Below are 15840 nucleotides of genomic sequence, written 5' to 3'. Positions count from 1 at the left end.
ATCGTGAACCAGCCGGTGAACCCGTGCCGGTCCCGGCACGGGCCGGACGTAGCCGATTCTGGTGGGTGAAATACCTGCTCGGCGCGGCGGTCGCGGGCCTGCTGGTCGCCGAGGGCCTCTACATCTATCCGCGGTTGCACGAGTCCTGGCAGAGCCTGACCGAGCTGCACTGGGGTTGGGCCGCGGCCTGTGTGCTGATGCAGGCGATCTCGATGAGCGGTTTCGCCCGGATCCAGAAGCAGTTGATGAACGCGGGCGGGGTGCAGGTCACCCAGCGGCGTTCGCTGTCGGTGGTCTACGGCGCGACCGCGATGTCGGTGACCCTGCCCGCCGGCCCGATGTTCTCCACGGCCTTCACCTACCGCCAGACCCGGCGTTGGGGTGCGAGTCCGATCGTGGCGTCCTGGCAGCTGGTGTTCTCCGGCGTCATCGGCGCGGCGGGCATGGTGCTGCTCGGGTTGGGCGGCGCGGCGCTGGTCGGTGACCGGGTCGGGCCGTGGAAGGTGGTGCTGTCGCTCGGCGCGCTGGTGCTGGTGGTGGTCGCGGGGAACTACGCGTCCGGGAATCCGGGTTCGCTGCGCGCGCTGCTGCGCCGAATCCTGCGGCTGATCAACCGGATTCGGCGGCATCCGCCCGAGGACGGGATGGATCGGATCGAGGAGATCCTGCATCAGCTCGAATCGGTCGATCTGCATCGGCGCGACGGCGCGCTGGTCACGGTGTGGGCGTTGATGCACCGGCTCGGTGACGTCGCGTGCCTGGGCGCGGCCTGCTACGCGGTCGGCGCACAGCCGCGGGTGGCGGCGTTGATGATCGTGTTCAGCATGGGTAAGGCGGTGGGCAGCATCCCGTTCGCGCCCGGCGGGATCGTCTACGTCGACGCCATGTTGATCTATTCGCTCACCGCCATCGCGGGCCTGCCGACGGCGCAGGCGGTCGCGGCCGCCGGGGTGTACCGGCTGGTGAGTTTCATCATGGTGGCGATCGTCGGCTGGGTCGTGTTCGCGTTCCTGTTCCGCGGCACGCAGGCCGGAGATGCGGAGTACGAGAAGGAATTCGAGGAACGTTCGCTGCTCACCGACCAGCGGACGCGCGGGGAGAACCGCCCGGCCGCGGGGACCGATTCCGGAGACGAGCCGCCACCACCGGCCGAGTGAACCGCCCGCGCGGATTACGCTGACCGGCGTGAAGAGATCGGTGCCGTTCCTCGTGGACGTGGTGTTGGTGATCGTGTTCTGCGTGATCGGGCGCAACAGCCACCACGAGGGCATCATCAGCGCGGGCTTGTTCCGCACCCTGTGGCCGTTCGTGATCGGACTGCTGGTGGGTTGGGCGCTGGCCGCCCTGCTCGGCGCGCGTGGCGGATTCGCCGACGCCGTGGCCCGCTTCGACGCCCGGACGCTGTGGCCTACGGGCGTGACGATCTGGTTGTCGACGTTGATCATCGGCATGCTGCTGCGCGTGATCAGCGGTCAGGGCATCGCATGGACCTTCATCGGTGTGGCCGCCACGGTGCTGGCGCTGTTCCTGCTCGGTTGGCGCGCGGCCTGGAAGGCTCTCAGCTGACGACGAAAAGCGCTGCGCCGCTTCGCTTATCGGGCTCAGGTCACTTGTCGGGCTCGGCTCACCTGTCGAACTCGGTTCACTTGTCGGGCGTAGCGAACGACTTCAGCATCAGCGCCGCCATCCGCGACGTCGCGTTCCCGCTGTCGATATCGTCGATGTGGATCGCGAACGCCAGATCACCCATGTTGCCGATCAACCACCCGGCGGTCCCCGCGGTCGAGGCGTACGCGTTGACGCCCTGATACGCGCGCAGACTCCCCAGATCCGGGCCGCTGGCGGCCGAATCGCGCAGCATGGCACGCAGTTTGTCCAGGACCGGGCCGGGCAGCGCCGAGAGTTGCGCGTCGGTGGTGCCGGGGCGGCCGATCTCGATCATCGGCGGGGCCACCGCACCGCGCACGATACTGGCCGCCGCGATCGCCATCCCGAACGTGCTGGCCAGGATCGGATCCGAACCGCCCTCCTTGACCTGTTCGAAGCCGCGTCCGGCGATGGGCAGCCGACCGCTGGTCTCGTCGAGTCCGGGCACCTTGAAACCGATGCCGACGCCCAGATCCGCCGCCGCCTGCGCCGCATCCTGCACCGAAACATCCTGTGGCGCTTTGTTCTTCGCGGCCCCGGCGGCGGCCTTGAACAGGTCCATGTTGCCGCCGGCCGGATAGGCGGTGGTGAAGGCGGGCGAACCCTGCGCGCTGGCCTGATTGTTCTGCGCGGCCGCGACGACTGCGCCGGTGGAGGGCTGGATCGCCACGATCGAGGCCGCGGTGCCCACGCTGACCACCGCGTCCTCGGCGGCGCGCTGCAACCGCTGATCCATGGTGGCGGCGATGTCCGGACCGGGCGGTCCCTGATGTCCGGCGAGCTGGGTGATCTCGGCGCCGTCGGGCCCGAACAACTGCACGCCCCAGCCGCGGTGCGCGTCCTTGTTGGCCTGCCAGACCTTGATGTACGCGTCGGTCAGCGGCGACCAGACGCGGCGGTCCGCGACGACCAGTTTCGCCTGCTTGTCCATGACGACGCCCGGAATCGACGCCATCCGCGGTTCCAGGATCGCGAAATCGTCGTCCCGCAACGACACCGCGACGATCGGCTTACCCTGCGCGGCCTGCAACTGCTGCATCAGATCTCCGCCGGTGATCAGCGGGGCGACCGGGGAGATGGCGTCGGCGAGGGCGTTGGTGGTGGCGACCGGGTCGGTGGTCTTGGCGGGGTCGATCTTGATGGTGTTGATGTTCTGTTCGGTCATCAGTGGTGCGCCGACGTTGTCGTTCACCTTGGGTGACGGGGTGGCGTCGGTGCGCACCAGTTTCACCGTGCGGGTGTTGTCCAGCTGCGGGATCACCAGGGTCGGGTCCCAGGAGATTCGCCAACCGGTCGCCAATTTCCGGATGCTGCCCTGGAGTTCGAAGTTCCAGTCCTTGTCGGGCCCGAAGTTCCAGTCCGCCTTGAGATTGAACATCGCCGAGGTGGCATCGAGCCCGATGTATTGCACGACCTGATAATCGGGTTTGCCGGAATTGAGCCCGTTGAAAAGTTGCTTCAGCGTTGCCTGCGCGCCGCTGGGGTACGAGGTGAGGTCCGCGGCGTCCGTGGCGTTCTTCTCGTCCAGCAGGTCGGTGAATCGATGGACGATGAATTCGGGGTCCGTCGGGTTGCTCTGGAACCCACACGCCCCCACCGAGATCGCCAGGACTGCCGCCCCCGCGAGTGCCGCTGCGCTTCGAACGCGAATGCGGCGGGATCCCCACACATCCATATCGCCCACTCTTCACTCTTGTCACTTCAGCAACGAGAACAACCGTACCCGACGGATCCGGTCCCGATGGCCGCCTTGACGCCGTCCGCATTTTCCATGCTCAGCGACCACAATAGTGCCCGTTCGGAGACATCCATCGCACCGCCTACGGATTCCCTCCCGTGTTCGCCGCCTGGTCTGCCCAAAGTCCGTTCTCGGACAGCGGAATTCTTCGGACATCTATCGGCGTAATCTTGTAATCACTGTTACAGAGCAGATGATGCAAGTGAGGTGGGAAGCCATGAGACATGGACAACGCGGGCACGGTTTCGGTCGTCCGGGTGGCTGGCAGCAGGCCGATCTCCCCGATGCCGCCGATGCGCCGGACTGGTTCGCTGGTCGATTGCCAACCGAATGGTTCAGCGGCGCACCGATCATCGAGATCGACCGGGACGAGATCGTCGTGGTGGGCACGCTGCGCCCCGACGCACCGGAGGGCCCCGCCGACGCACCCGAAACCGATCAGCCCACCGAGAAGATCTCGCGCGCCACGCAGGAGGGTCAGGTCGCCCGTTTCCGCGAGTCGACCCGTCCGGCCCGGATGCGGATCGCGCAGGAGGCGCAGGGCCGGTTCGGCCGCACGGTCTCCTGGGGCGTGCTGCTGGGCGAGGAACGAATCCTGTTCACCCATCAGGCCGTTCCGGTGATGACGCGGCTGCGTCAGCCCGAACGCAAGGTGCTGGACACGCTGGTCGACGCCGGTGTGGCCCGTTCCCGCTCGGACGCCCTGGCCTGGACGGTGAAACTGGCGGGCAAACACGCCGAGGAATGGCTCGCGGAACTGCGCGAGGCGATGAGCAAGGTGGACACCCTGCGCGCCGAAGGACCCAAGGGTTTGTAGGACACCGGGTTCCGCCCATCCCCGACAACGCCACCTCCGGGCCGCCCGGTTTCGCCGACCTTCGACAACGCCGACAGCAAAGGCCGTGGCCCGGGTCGATTCTGGACTGAGCGGAGGGAGGGAAGAATCGACCCTTGGGGGGCCACGGCCCGCCGGAGCGAAGCGGAGGCAGAATAAGAGGATGCCAGCTCCGATCCTTGTCTTGAACGGGCCGAACCTGAACATGTTGGGCACGCGTCAGCCCGAGGTCTACGGTTCGGACAGCCTCGATGACGTGATCGGGCTGTGCCGCCGGACCGCGCGGCGTTTCGATCGGGAGATCAGCGCGTTCCAGTCGAATTCGGAGGGCGCGCTGATCGATCGGATCCATGCCGCGCGGGGTGCGGAGTCGGCGATCGTGATCAATCCGGGTGGACTCACGCACACCTCGGTCGCGTTGCGGGACGCGCTGGTCATTCCGGAGGTGCCGATCGTGGAGGTGCACATCTCGAATGTGCATGCGCGCGAGGAGTTCCGGCATCATTCCTACATCTCGCCCATCGCCACCGGCGTTATCGCCGGGCTGGGGATCCAGGGGTATGCGGCGGCGATCGAATTCCTCTGCACGCGTTGATACTTCGCGGATATTGAGCACGCGCGTCCGGTGCTGTCGCGCGGGCCGCGCGCGAATTCGGGCATATCGCGCGGATGCGGAATCGATTCGGCGACATCGGCCCCGCGGTGCGCCACCGCGGGGCCGCGGGTTCTAGGCTCGGGCGATGACATCCGGCCCGGAAGTCCGCGACAACACCGTCGAGGATCGGTTCGAATTGTTCGTCGACGGGAAACTCGCGGGTATCGCGGAATATCAGGACACCGCCTCGGAGCGGGCCTTCGTGCACACGGAGGTCTTCGCCGACTACGCGGGGCAGGGGTACGCGCGCCGACTCGTGGACGCCGCGTTGGACAGTACGCGGCAGCAGGGGTTCGGGGTGCTGCCGCTGTGTCCGATGGTGCGACACGTCGTCGAGTCGCAGCCCGAATATCTGGCGCTGGTTCCGGCGTGGGCGCGGGAGCGGTTCGAACTACCGCAGTGAGCTCAGTAGGCCGCGACCGCGCCGTCCAGGGCCTGCTGGAGTTCGGTGCGGACCAGTCGCGCGACCTCGGCCGGGCGGGCGGGTAGTTCGGGCACCGGGACGCCGAAGTGGAAACTGGCCGAAATCGCCTCGGGCTTGGTCGGTTCCACGGCCGGATCCGCGCGCGGGCCGTAACTGAGCCCGAGGCTGACCAGCGCCGGACGCGCGCCGAGTTTCATCGCCCGGAACGCGATGTGCCCGACGCCGCTGCCGACGGACTGCACCTGGGTGGGGTCCACGTCGTTGCAGGTGCCTTCGGGAAATATCGCGATGCTGTCGCCCCCGGCCATCCGTTCGGCGCAGATATCGATCATCCGCTGTCCGGCCGCGTTCACCGCCCGCAGCCCGTGGTCCTTACCGCGGAAGACCGGAATCCCGCCCATCATGTCGATCCGCCGCCGCAGGTCCGCCTCGACGAACAGCTCGTCCTTGGCCAGCACCCGCGTCCGCCCGATCACCGGCCGCAACCCGCTGCGCCACGCCGCCGCCGCGACGGTGTACGGATCCTGCTGCGACAGATGATTGATCACGATCAGCAACGGCCGCCGCTCGGATATCAACCCCCGCAACACTTCCCGCGCCCCCGCCGCATACCCCACCCGAGGCCGGAACCGCCGCGCCAACACCGCGTAAGCCCCCCACGCCTGCAACCGATGCTGCCGATGCCCCCGATAGAAGTCGTACACCGCATCGCTGTTCTCGAGCACGACCTCGGGCCGTTCCATACCTCAACGCCTCCACACGCTTCCGCCGCGGACCAGGACCCGCACAGGCAATTCGCCGATCCGATTCACCCGCCGCCAGCTTTGCAGCCATCACAGCCCCAGGCAACGCCCTCTTCGTCGCCGAACACCCCACGTCGACAGCCACCCCGCACAAGTCACCCCGTACACAACTCCTACAACGCCAACCACAGGGATCAACCCAGTTCCGTCAACCACCGCCGAGGCCGGTTCCAAGGTCACCCAACTCCACCACCCACCGATAACGCCAATTCCAGGGCCACCCAGTCCGTCACCCATCGACAACGCCAACTTCGAGGTCACCCAGTTCCGCCAACCATCGACAACGCCGACCCCGAGGTCACCCAGTTCCGCCAACTCCGGATAACGCCAACAGCAATGGTCGGGGCCCGGCTCGATTCTGGACTGACGGAGCTGGGGAGCGAAGCGGAGGAGCGGAGGAGGGAAGAATCGAGCCTCAGGGGCCCCGACCCCGCCGCAGCGAAGCGGAGGCCAAAGATACAGCACCATGCGATGATGGCTGGGTGGCACGCGCAGAGGAACACGGCGACCGCTCTCGACGGGAATCCCGGCACGAGGATCAAGCGGTGCGGCCCGGGACGCTGCTGGTCTCGGCTACCGATCTGGTCGAGCCCGCGTTCCGGCGGACCGTCGTGTACATCGTCGAACACAATGACGCGGGCAGTCTCGGTGTGGTGTTGAATCGTCCGAGCGATACCGCCGTGCAGGATGTGTTGCCGCGCTGGGCGGAGTTGGCCGCCGCGCCGCGCACGCTGTATGTGGGCGGGCCGGTCAAACGGGATGCCGCGCTGTGTCTGACCACCGTCAAGGTGGGTACCACGATCAATCGGATCGACGGGCTGCGCCGGGTGGACGGCCGGGTCGCGCTGCTGGATCTGGATTCGGATCCGGAGACGATCGCGCCGCTGGTCGAGGGGATCCGCATCTTCGCCGGCTACGCCGGATGGACCTTCGGGCAGTTGGAGGGCGAGTTGGAACGCGGCGACTGGATCGTGCTCTCGGCGCTGCCCTCGGACCCGATCGCGCAGCCCGGCGACCTCTGGGCACAGGTGTTGCGCCGCCAACCGCTGCCGCTATCGCTGCTGGCCACGCATCCGATCGAACTAGAACGCAATTGACTGCGTATATAGCTAGTGTGACTACGACATCCGCGCCCCCACCGCGGCGCCCTGGCCGGTGAGCCGATGGCGAACCCGCCCCGGGCGACCAGCGACGACGCGGACACGCAACCGTTCCGAGGTATCGCGCCACCGATCCCGGACGACGCGACCCAGGCCCAGGCCCAGCTGCTGCGGACGTTGTACGACCAGCATGCGCGGCCGCTGTGGCGATACACCTACAGCCTGGTCGGCGATTCCGGTCGGGCCGAGGACATCGTCCAGGAGACATTGCTGCGGGCTTGGCAGCGGCCGAACGTGCTCGACCAGTCGACCGCTTCGGCGCGGGCCTGGCTGTTCACCGTCGCCCGCAACATGGCCGTCGACGAGCATCGCAGCGCCCGCAATCGGCGCGAGTTCCGCACCGACAATCCGCCCGAGCAGGCGAGTCCCGATCAGGCGGATCGGACGCTGGACAGCTGGCTGATCACCGACGCCCTGGCCCGGTTGAGCACCGACCATCGTGAGGTGATCGTCCGCGCGTACTACCGTGGCCTGTCAACTCAGCAGATCGCGAGGGAACTGTCCATTCCCGAGGGCACCGTGAAATCCCGTATGCACTACGGGATGCGCGCGTTGCGTTCGGCATTACAGGAGATGGGGGTGACGAAGTGACGGATATCCCCCGGGTCGGGGAGGGCGAGGCGGTGTTCCCGGACGGGGACGACGACTACGCGATGTGGGATGCGCCGTACGTCCTGGGATCCCTCACCCGTGCCGAACGTCTCCGTTACGAGGCGCATCTGGAGGAGTGCGCGTCGTGCCGGGCGGCGGTGGCCGAATTCTCCGGGCTGCCGGGGTTGCTCGGTCAGGTCGATCCCGAGGTCGCGCTGGCGTTGATCGATGCGCCGGTGACGCCGGAACTCGTTGTTGTACAACCGGATTCGCAGCCCGAGGTACCGCCTCCGGCACCGCGCGGCCGGGCCCGGGAACGCTGGCTCACGATCGGTGCGGCGGTGGCGGCCGCCGCTGCCGCGGTGGCGATCGCCGTGCCGATCACGGCCGCGCTCGACCGGCACACCGAGACGCCCTCGACCGAACAGGTCGTCGCGGAACGTCAGCTGGCCCCGGTGCTACCGTCGCCGGTCACCGCGAGCTACAAACTCGTCGCGGTGCCCGGCGGTGGGACGCGGATCGAAATGACTTGCAGCTATTCACCTTCGGAGACCGAGTACACCTGGCAGGGCGCGCTGTGGGTGATCCACACCGACGGCACCGAGGCAATGGTCGCGCAGTGGACCGCGCATCCGGGGCAGACCCTCACTCCCGACGGGACCACCGCCGTGCCGCCGGATCAGATCCGCGCGGTGCAGATTCGTGACGCGAGTAGCAATCAGGTGATCCTGAGCAGTTCTCTGTAGCAGGGAATCTCGGCGGTACACGACCGCAGCTTCGAGCTCACCGAGTCGAATCCTGGTGCGATACAGCGTATTCGACAGGTTCGGTGGGCTCGAAGCGGTGCTACGGGTGGTCGACGGAGCAGTCGTCCGGGGGCACCGATGGATATGCGGCCGGGGCGGTCAGCGACCACGCGCCGGACTCTTCGATCCGGGCACGATCGCTGCGGACCAGGGTCGGGCCGCACAGGGCTCGTTCCACCGCCCGACCCGCGGCCGCGTCACCGACGGCGATGCGCGCGCTGCCGTCGGGATAGCCCTTCGCCGCGATTCCGGCGCGGGCCAGTGTCTCGACCATGCCGGGTCCGGGCAGGTAGAGGAAGTTGCCTCGGCTGCGTGGGATGCGGATGCCGTTGCGGCGCAGGGAGGTTCGAAGCAGCTCCCGTTCGATGGTGATTCGCAGGACCCGCTCGCTGAGCTCGGACGTCGCGGCATAGGAGGCGGCCACCGCGGCGGTCGCGGTTTCCGGCATGCCGAACGGGACTTGCAGGCGACGCACCCGGCGGATCAGATCCCGATGACCGAAGGCGTAGCCGATCCGCAGTCCGGCCAGCCCGTATGCCTTCGAAAATGTCCGCAGCACAAGCAGATTCGGATATCGCGCGATCAGTTCGAGCGGATCCAGCAGCTCCTCGACGCTCAGGAATTCCGCGTACGCCTCGTCCAGGATCACCGGAATGTGCCGGGGCACACCGAACAGGAACGCCTTCAACTCGCTGGCCGCGGCCACGGTCCCGGTCGGATTGTGCGGACGGCACACCGCCACCAGCGCGGTCCGCTCCCCGATCGCCCGCGCCATCCCCCACAGATCCTGCCGCCCCGACGAATCCAGCGGCACCGCAATGCTTTCCAGCCCAGCCATGGCCGCCATCAGCGGATACCCGTCGAACGTCGGCGCGGCGAACACCATCGCGCGCCCCGGCCCCGCCACCGTCTGCATGATCTGCAACGCCACCCCGGTCGCCCCGGCCCCCACCACCACCTGATCCGCGTCCACCCCGACCCGATCGGCGATCATCCGAGGCAATCGCTCCGGCAGGAACTCCGGATACCGATTGGCATGCGCCAGAGCGCAATTCAATGCCTCGATCACCGAAGGCAGTGGCGGGAACGGATTCTCGCTCAAGGTGAGATCGAACCGCCGCTCCCCCGCACCCCGATCATGTCGCCGAGTCCCGTGTCGCACCGCCCACTTCCCGCCGCCGCGCACCACGAACGGCCGCGACTCGTCTCCACTCACGTGCGTACTCATCACGCGGCTCCCCAGCGGACCGCGGCGGCGCCGGCGAAATCACCGGCGTGGGCGAAGGCGGACATCAGGACTATCGAGCCGTTGCGGAGCCGGCCGGCGCGGTTCTCGATGTCGAGGGTGACGGGAATGCCTGCGGCGAAGAGGTTTCCGCAGCGGTCGAAGGTGTCGGGGTGGCGTTCGGCGGGGAGTTCCAGGGCGTCGTGCCAGTTGCGCAGGAACAGGCGGTTGGGCTGGTTGGTGACGAAAGTGTCTATGTCGCGGCCTTTCACGCCGATGCGTTCGCACACCGCCAGCGCGACCTCGGGCACCAGGCGGTTGCCGCGCGCGAAGACCTTGGTGATCTTGGATTCGGTGAAACTCACGCAGGGCTGACCCTCGCCGGGTTCCCACCACTTGCGGTCCGAACCGGTGTCGAAGTCCATATCCCCGGCGAATTCCGGATAGGTGCGGGTCTCGATGTCCAGGATCGGCGCGTCGGCGTTCTTGACCAGCAGCCCGACGCCGCAGCCGTCGCCGGGCACAGGTGCCTGCGCGAGTTTGCGGATGTCGGGCTGGGTGAACACCGTCCCGGCCGAATTCTGGATGGTGGCGATGAGCGCGGAACGAGCGTCGGTGGTACGCAGGATCATTCGCGCCAACTGCATCATGGACACGAACGCCGCGCAGCCGCTGTTCTGGATGTCCAGCACGATCGAGGGCCGCAGGCCGAGCCGCCGCGCCACCTCCGGACCGCAGCCGACGATCGGGTTGTACGGCAGCTGGGTATGCGTCAGCAGCACGTCGACCTCGGAGATCGCCTGCGCCCCATGCCTTTCCACCAGCGGTTCGACGGCCCTGGCGACCATCTCCATCGCGGTCTCGTCGCGATCGACGTGATGCCGCGTCGCCGGGGAACGGAACATGACGTTCTTCGCCATCCGCGCCGACCGCATGTACGGGGTGAAATACTCCGTACCCACCGGTTCACCGGGCAGATAACTCGCCACATCGATCAGGCTGACCGGCGCGAGGCCGGGATCGGTCGATTCCATCGCGAAGCCTCACTTCATCCAGTCGGGTGTGATCGGAAGTCCGTGCGCGGCACGGTATTCGCAGATCGCCTTGAGATTGTCGAGTTCGAGCTGATGTCCGGCGGAGAACATCTCCCAGAAATCCCCCACCCAGACCGGACGTTTCGGGGGCGCGGCCTCGGGATAGGGATTCTCGTCGTAGAACGGGTGATGGCAATTCACCCACAGCACAACCGAACCCGGCTTGTCGAACACCACCTGCGCGTCGACCACGCGCATCAGGTAGACCATCCACAGATGTCTGCCCTGATCCCAGGCGCAGTGGTAGTCGACGGTCATCGCGTCCGGATGCGCGACCGTGCGGGTGTAGATCTCGGTGTCCGGGCCGAGCCGGTCCCGGGCCACCCAGAGTCCGGGTTCCTCGGTTTCGGTGAATCCGCGCAGGCTGTAGGTCCATTCCTCCAGGCAGCGGGTGTCGGCCAGATAGTCGAACACCTCGCGCGGCGGTGCCTCGATGTACGCCTGGACCGGGCAGAACTGCCCGAACACCTGGTCGTGCGGATAGACCGACCGCAGCATGTCCATGATGATCGGCGTGGTCGCCTCGCGATCGGAATTCTCGATCCGCAGTATTCCCGGAATCTCGCGGTCGGGAATATCGCTGAGTGCGGGCAGGGCGCTGGTGGTCACGAATGCCTCCTCGGTACGGACGGGTCGGACTGGACGGTCTGAGCGGACAAGGCGGACAGGAACGGATGGAACGGCGGTATCTCGTCGGGGTCGCAGTCGATCGAAATGAAGGACGGGCCAGGGGTTTTCACGCACACGCGCACTGCGTCGGCGAGTTCGGCGAGATCGCGCGGCGAGAACGCGGGCAGCCCCGGGAACATGGCCGCGATCCCCGCACCCAGGTCGGAGGGTTGAAACCTGTTGAAGCTGTATCGATCTCCGTAGTACAGCTGCTCCCGCGTGACGCACATGGCGTGCGCGTTGTTGTTGAAGATCACGAAAGTCACCGGTAGCCGGTACTGGATCGCGGTGTGAATTTCCATGCCGTGCATGAAGAACGCGCCGTCTCCCGCGATCACGAGCGTGCGCCGGGCACGGGCGAAGGCGCAGCCGATCCCGGCCCCGAACGCGTACCCCATCCCGCCCATACCCAGCGCGACCACGAATCGCCCGTCCCGCCGGACTTGCAGGTGATGGACCACCGAGGCCCCGGTATTACCGGCGTCGGCGAAGACATCGGTCCCGGGTTCGATAGTGGCGCCGATGGTTTCGACGATCTGCCGATAACGCAGTCCGGGCCCGGCGGATTCGGGCACCTCCAGCACGCTGAGCGGCTGGACCAGCCCGTCCGGGGGCAACTCCGCCGAATTCTCGGGCGCCGAATTCTCGAATTCCGTTGCCAGTTCGGCGAGTTCGACGCGCAGATCCGCACTGGTCGCGTGCACGGCGTCCGGATATGGCGGCTCAGCGCCGATCGAGGCCACCGCGGTCCCCGACAACGCCGCCTCCAACCCACCCCGCGCGGTCACCGGCAGCCGGGTACCGACCAGCAGACACAGCGCGCTTCCCCGCACCGCGTCCAGCAGTTCGGGATGCCCCATTATCCCTGCGACACCACAGAATCCGGGCTGGTCGGCGGGGTAGACGTCCTTGGCGTCCGGGGCGACACCGACCGCGGCGTCCAGGGCCGCGACCAGCCGCCGCAACTCGGCGCGCGCATCGTCCGAGGCGACCTGGTGCCCCGCGATCACCGAGATCTTGCCGGTGTTGCGCGCGGTCCGCAGCGCCTCCCACACCCGCCCCAGCCCGATCTCGTACCGCACGTGCACGGTCGGCCGCGGCCGGAACGGCGGCACCGACCCCATCGGCGCCCGCTGAACGTCCTTGGGCAGCAACAACACCGCCGGTCCCCCACCCCGCGCGGCCTCGACCGCACGAGCCAGCTGCTCCGGCAGCTCCGTCACCGACTCCACGCGCGCGCAATACCGCGACACCTGCGCGAAAAGCTGTGCGGCATCGATACTTCCGGCCTTCCCGCTGGAATCCTGGAATGCCCCGACGCCTTCCATATCGGTCGGCGGCTGTCCCACCAACGCCAGCACCGGAATCCGCGAGGTGAACGATTCCGCAAGCCCCGCAACGAGATTCATCGCGCCGCCACCCGACGTGGCCGCCACCACCCCCAACCCCGCGCCCACCCGGGCATAGCCGTCGGCCATGGTGGCGGCGGAGAATTCGTGCTTGGCCACCACCCCGGTCACCGCGCCGGAACCCTCGAAGATCGCGTCGTAGAGATCCTCGATATTGGCCCCGTCGACGCCGAAGACATGTCGCACACCCAGATCCGCGACGGCCCGCACCAGATACCCCACCGCTGTCACCGACATCGGCGCTCCTTCCCGCTGCTGCGCCGAGCGGGCCGTGATCAGCCGCGCTCACCCGGACTACGACGCAGGACGGCGGGCGGTTCACCCGGATTTCGAGAAGTTCCGATCAGGTTCTTGTGTGTATGTATACGTCTACGTATAGTGGAGTCATGCCCAACAAGACCGTATACGTCTCCGACGACGACCTACCCCTGTTCCAGCGTGCGCAAGAGCTGGTCGGCGGCAATCTGTCGGGCGCGATCGTGACGGCGCTGCGCCGGTTCATCGAGCTCGAGGAGGGCCGGCTGGCGGGCTTCGAGGAGATCGTCCTGCGTGTCGGCCACAACGGCGCGCGCCAGGTGCGTTTCTCCGGATCGCTGCTCACCGAGGCCCACGAGTACACCGACAACGCCTTCGAGCGGATCCGAATCTACCGCAGCCGCAAGGGAAAGATCGTCCTGCACACGCAGGACTCCAAGTGGGACGAGTACCCCACCGAGACCAACTGGATCAAGGATCTGACGAACTGGCGGCGCATGCTCGGCGTCAACGATCCGGACTGGGGTGATTTCACGATGGACATCTTCGATTCGGTCGAAGAACTGAAGGACAAGATCCCCGACCAGATCTACGACCGGGTGGCCGGTATCGCCGACCGGCCCAACATCGAGGATCTCGACATCTGACCCGGTGGGGGCGGTAGCCCCGCCCCCGCACAACTCCACACCGAACCACTTTGTCCGCATTCCACCGCGGACACGGCTCAGTCGACGCATGCATTCATGCGTATCAGTAGATGAGAGGAAATCATGAGCGACAGCTCCCGCACACCGGCCATATCGGTCTCCGACCTGCGGAAATCGTATGGCGAACAGGTCGTGCTCGACGGTATCGACCTGACCGTGCCCCGGGGGACGATCTTCTCCCTGCTCGGCCCCAACGGCGCGGGCAAGACCACCACCGTGCAGATCCTGTCCACGCTGATCCGCGCCGACGGCGGCGAGGCGCGGGTCGGCGGGCACGATGTCGCGGCCGATCCGGCGCGGGTGCGGTCGGCGATCGGCGTCACCGGGCAGTTCTCGGCGGTCGACGAACTGCTCACCGGCCGGGAGAACCTGCTGATGATGGGCGATCTGTACCACCTGCCGCGCGCCGAGAACCGGCGTACCGCACAGCGCCTGCTCGAGCAGTTCGACCTGGTCGACTCGGCGGACAAGACCGCCGCGAGCTATTCCGGCGGGATGACCCGGCGGCTGGATCTGGCCATGACGCTGGTCGGGCAGCCGAGCATCATCTTCCTGGACGAGCCGACCACGGGCCTGGATCCGCGCAGCCGCCGCGCCATGTGGGACATCATCCGCGAACTCGTCGCGGGCGGCGTCACCATCTTCCTGACCACCCAATACCTCGACGAGGCAGACGATCTCGCGCATCGGATCGCGGTGCTGGACCACGGCCGCATCGTCGCCGAGGGCACGCCGGATCAGCTCAAGCGGCTGGTGCCGGGCGGGCACATCCGATTGAGTTTCGCCGATCGGGCCGAGTTGGACATCGCCGCCGATCTGCTGGGCGGGGTGCCCGACGAACTCACCCTCGCCGTGCCCAGCGACGGATCGGTGAAATCCCTTCGCGCCGTGCTGGATCGGCTCGATTCCGCCCGTATCGAACCCGAGGGCCTGGCCGTGCACACCGCCGACCTGGACGACGTATTCCTGTCCCTCACCGGAAAATCCACCCCCGAAGCCGCCGCAGCCACTGCCGAGAAGGAAACCGCGCGATGAGCACCCTCACCTACACCCTGGCCGATTCGACCACCATGCTGCGCCGGAATCTGGTGCACGCCAAGCGATATCCGGGCATGACGATCAGCATGATCCTGATGCCGGTGGTGTTGCTGCTGCTGTTCAACTACGTCTTCGGCGGGGCGCTGGGGCAGGCCACCGGCGGTGCGAAGTACATCGACTACATCGTGCCCGGGATGATGCTGATGATTCCGGCGTATCTCGTTGCGGGCATTGCGGTTTCGATCGCGTCGGACAAGACCAAGGGGATCGTGAACCGGTTCCGGACCATGCCGATCGAGCACTCCTCGATCCTGACCGGGCAGGTCGTCGGCACGCTGATCCAGGGGCTGCTGGGTGTGGGGCTGATGGTCGCCGTCGGGGTGGCGATGGGGTTCCGCTCGCACGCCACCGTGCTGGAATGGGTGCTCGCCTTCGGTCTGATCGCGCTGACCATCTTCGGATTGTCCTGGCTCGGTGTGGGGTTCGGTTTGTCGGCCGCGACGCCCGAGAGTGCCAGCAACACTCCGATGCCGATCCTGTTCCTGCCCTTCCTGGGTAGCGGCCTGGTTCCGACCGGCACCATGCCCGCCGGAGTGCGTCAGTTCGCCGAGTACCAGCCGTTCACGCCGCTGACCGAAACCATCCGCGGCCTCCTGATGGGAACTCCGATCGGCCACAACGGCATCATCGCCGTGGCGTGGTGCGTCGCGTTCACCGTGATCGGCTACCTCTGGTCACGCTCGCTGTTCCGCCGCAAGATCGGTTGATTCCGTATTCCCCGAAC

At 67.1% G+C, this 15840-nt stretch carries 17 protein-coding genes; 11 read left to right on the top strand and 6 right to left on the bottom strand.

Annotation, left to right across the window (positions count from 1 at the left end):
• Positions 1–23 precede the first annotated feature (23 nt).
• Together NRB20_RS32655 and NRB20_RS32650 are read left to right on the top strand one after the other, a co-directional pair.
• Positions 24–1157: a lysylphosphatidylglycerol synthase transmembrane domain-containing protein gene (locus NRB20_RS32655; RefSeq protein WP_319945689.1), complete on the top strand. Its 1134-nt coding sequence runs from the start codon at positions 24–26 to the stop codon at positions 1155–1157.
• Positions 1158–1185: 28 nt separating this feature from the next.
• Positions 1186–1566 carry a DUF3054 domain-containing protein gene (locus NRB20_RS32650; RefSeq protein WP_194290096.1) on the top strand — a complete coding sequence of 127 codons (381 nt, stop codon included), beginning with the start codon at positions 1186–1188 and terminating at the stop codon, positions 1564–1566.
• A 76-nt stretch (positions 1567–1642) separates the two neighbouring features.
• On the opposite strand, the gene NRB20_RS32645 is transcribed toward NRB20_RS32650, so the two are convergent.
• Positions 1643–3322 carry an NTF2-like N-terminal transpeptidase domain-containing protein gene (locus tag NRB20_RS32645; RefSeq protein WP_153415268.1) on the bottom strand — a complete coding sequence of 560 codons (1680 nt, stop codon included), beginning with the start codon at positions 3320–3322 and terminating at the stop codon, positions 1643–1645.
• Positions 3323–3602: 280 nt separating this feature from the next.
• On the opposite strand from NRB20_RS32645, the gene NRB20_RS32640 reads away from it, so the two are divergent.
• From NRB20_RS32640 to NRB20_RS32630, 3 genes are all read left to right on the top strand, one after another.
• A complete protein-coding gene (locus NRB20_RS32640) occupies positions 3603–4202 on the top strand; it encodes a hypothetical protein (RefSeq protein ID WP_153415267.1) in 600 nt (199 codons plus the stop codon).
• A 181-nt stretch (positions 4203–4383) separates the two neighbouring features.
• Positions 4384–4815 carry a type II 3-dehydroquinate dehydratase gene (gene aroQ, locus NRB20_RS32635; protein ID WP_153415266.1) on the top strand — a complete coding sequence of 144 codons (432 nt, stop codon included), beginning with the start codon at positions 4384–4386 and terminating at the stop codon, positions 4813–4815.
• 145 nt (positions 4816–4960) lie between these two features.
• Positions 4961–5278: a GNAT family N-acetyltransferase gene (locus NRB20_RS32630; protein WP_153415265.1), complete on the top strand. Its 318-nt coding sequence runs from the start codon at positions 4961–4963 to the stop codon at positions 5276–5278.
• 2 nt (positions 5279–5280) lie between these two features.
• On the opposite strand, the gene NRB20_RS32625 is transcribed toward NRB20_RS32630, so the two are convergent.
• Complete coding sequence (locus tag NRB20_RS32625; RefSeq protein WP_153415264.1) at positions 5281–6042, bottom strand: lysophospholipid acyltransferase family protein; 762 nt, start codon at positions 6040–6042, stop codon at positions 5281–5283.
• A 542-nt stretch (positions 6043–6584) separates the two neighbouring features.
• Here NRB20_RS32625 and NRB20_RS32620 point away from each other — a divergent pair.
• The 3 genes from NRB20_RS32620 to NRB20_RS32610 all read left to right on the top strand — a co-directional run bounded on the left by NRB20_RS32620 (position 6585) and on the right by NRB20_RS32610 (position 8599).
• Positions 6585–7199 carry a YqgE/AlgH family protein gene (locus NRB20_RS32620; protein WP_319945688.1) on the top strand — a complete coding sequence of 205 codons (615 nt, stop codon included), beginning with the start codon at positions 6585–6587 and terminating at the stop codon, positions 7197–7199.
• A 66-nt stretch (positions 7200–7265) separates the two neighbouring features.
• On the top strand, positions 7266–7853 hold the full coding sequence (locus tag NRB20_RS32615; protein ID WP_153415263.1) for a sigma-70 family RNA polymerase sigma factor: 588 nt from the start codon (positions 7266–7268) through the stop codon (positions 7851–7853).
• Positions 7850–8599, top strand: a complete 750-nt coding sequence (locus NRB20_RS32610) for an anti-sigma factor family protein (protein WP_319945687.1) — start codon at positions 7850–7852, stop codon at positions 8597–8599. The genes NRB20_RS32615 and NRB20_RS32610 overlap by 4 nt, the downstream gene beginning before the upstream one ends.
• Positions 8600–8699: 100 nt before the next feature.
• On the opposite strand, the gene NRB20_RS32605 is transcribed toward NRB20_RS32610, so the two are convergent.
• Genes NRB20_RS32605 through NRB20_RS32590 form a run of 4 tightly spaced genes read right to left on the bottom strand, consistent with a single transcriptional unit; the run spans position 8700 to position 13293 of the window.
• Positions 8700–9887, bottom strand: a complete 1188-nt coding sequence (locus tag NRB20_RS32605; protein ID WP_153415262.1) for an aminotransferase class I/II-fold pyridoxal phosphate-dependent enzyme — start codon at positions 9885–9887, stop codon at positions 8700–8702.
• A complete protein-coding gene (locus tag NRB20_RS32600; RefSeq protein WP_153415261.1) occupies positions 9887–10918 on the bottom strand; it encodes a 3-oxoacyl-ACP synthase III family protein in 1032 nt (343 codons plus the stop codon). Before NRB20_RS32600 ends, NRB20_RS32605 begins: the two co-directional genes overlap by 1 nt.
• A 9-nt stretch (positions 10919–10927) precedes the next feature.
• Positions 10928–11587, bottom strand: coding sequence for an SRPBCC family protein (locus NRB20_RS32595; protein WP_319945686.1), 660 nt, complete (start codon positions 11585–11587; stop codon positions 10928–10930).
• On the bottom strand, positions 11584–13293 hold the full coding sequence (locus tag NRB20_RS32590) for a thiamine pyrophosphate-binding protein (RefSeq protein ID WP_153415260.1): 1710 nt from the start codon (positions 13291–13293) through the stop codon (positions 11584–11586). The genes NRB20_RS32595 and NRB20_RS32590 overlap by 4 nt, the downstream gene beginning before the upstream one ends.
• A gap of 149 nt (positions 13294–13442) precedes the next feature.
• Between NRB20_RS32590 and NRB20_RS32585 the strand changes: the two genes are divergently transcribed.
• The 3 genes from NRB20_RS32585 to NRB20_RS32575 all read left to right on the top strand — a co-directional run bounded on the left by NRB20_RS32585 (position 13443) and on the right by NRB20_RS32575 (position 15823).
• Positions 13443–13958: an EXLDI protein gene (locus NRB20_RS32585; protein WP_153415259.1), complete on the top strand. Its 516-nt coding sequence runs from the start codon at positions 13443–13445 to the stop codon at positions 13956–13958.
• A 123-nt stretch (positions 13959–14081) separates the two neighbouring features.
• Positions 14082–15053, top strand: a complete 972-nt coding sequence (locus NRB20_RS32580; RefSeq protein WP_153415258.1) for an ATP-binding cassette domain-containing protein — start codon at positions 14082–14084, stop codon at positions 15051–15053.
• Entirely contained in the window at positions 15050–15823 is a 774-nt protein-coding gene (locus NRB20_RS32575; RefSeq protein ID WP_153415257.1) for an ABC transporter permease, read from the top strand. Before NRB20_RS32580 ends, NRB20_RS32575 begins: the two co-directional genes overlap by 4 nt.
• Positions 15824–15840: the final 17 nt, after the last annotated feature.

The organism is Nocardia macrotermitis (assembly GCF_009604405.1).
In the GTDB taxonomy this organism is placed as follows: domain Bacteria; phylum Actinomycetota; class Actinomycetes; order Mycobacteriales; family Mycobacteriaceae; genus Nocardia; species Nocardia macrotermitis.
The sequence above is the reverse complement of the archived record's forward strand: the minus strand, read 5'-3'. Positions and strand labels throughout refer to the sequence as shown.

Excerpts from the sequence above, each read along its gene's own strand:
- NRB20_RS32640 (WP_153415267.1), top strand. The coding sequence starts at position 3,603 with ATGAGACATGGACAACGCGGGCACGGTTTCGGTCGTCCGGGTGGCTGG.
- NRB20_RS32615 (WP_153415263.1), top strand. The coding sequence starts at position 7,266 with ATGGCGAACCCGCCCCGGGCGACCAGCGACGACGCGGACACGCAACCG.
- NRB20_RS32585 (WP_153415259.1), top strand. The coding sequence starts at position 13,443 with ATGCCCAACAAGACCGTATACGTCTCCGACGACGACCTACCCCTGTTC.
- NRB20_RS32605 (WP_153415262.1), bottom strand. The coding sequence starts at position 9,887 with ATGAGTACGCACGTGAGTGGAGACGAGTCGCGGCCGTTCGTGGTGCGC.
- NRB20_RS32590 (WP_153415260.1), bottom strand. The coding sequence starts at position 13,293 with ATGTCGGTGACAGCGGTGGGGTATCTGGTGCGGGCCGTCGCGGATCTG.
- NRB20_RS32580 (WP_153415258.1), top strand. The coding sequence starts at position 14,082 with ATGAGCGACAGCTCCCGCACACCGGCCATATCGGTCTCCGACCTGCGG.
- NRB20_RS32630 (WP_153415265.1), top strand. The coding sequence starts at position 4,961 with ATGACATCCGGCCCGGAAGTCCGCGACAACACCGTCGAGGATCGGTTC.
- NRB20_RS32600 (WP_153415261.1), bottom strand. The coding sequence starts at position 10,918 with ATGGAATCGACCGATCCCGGCCTCGCGCCGGTCAGCCTGATCGATGTG.
- NRB20_RS32645 (WP_153415268.1), bottom strand. The coding sequence starts at position 3,322 with ATGGATGTGTGGGGATCCCGCCGCATTCGCGTTCGAAGCGCAGCGGCA.
- aroQ (WP_153415266.1), top strand. The coding sequence starts at position 4,384 with ATGCCAGCTCCGATCCTTGTCTTGAACGGGCCGAACCTGAACATGTTG.
- NRB20_RS32575 (WP_153415257.1), top strand. The coding sequence starts at position 15,050 with ATGAGCACCCTCACCTACACCCTGGCCGATTCGACCACCATGCTGCGC.
- NRB20_RS32625 (WP_153415264.1), bottom strand. The coding sequence starts at position 6,042 with ATGGAACGGCCCGAGGTCGTGCTCGAGAACAGCGATGCGGTGTACGAC.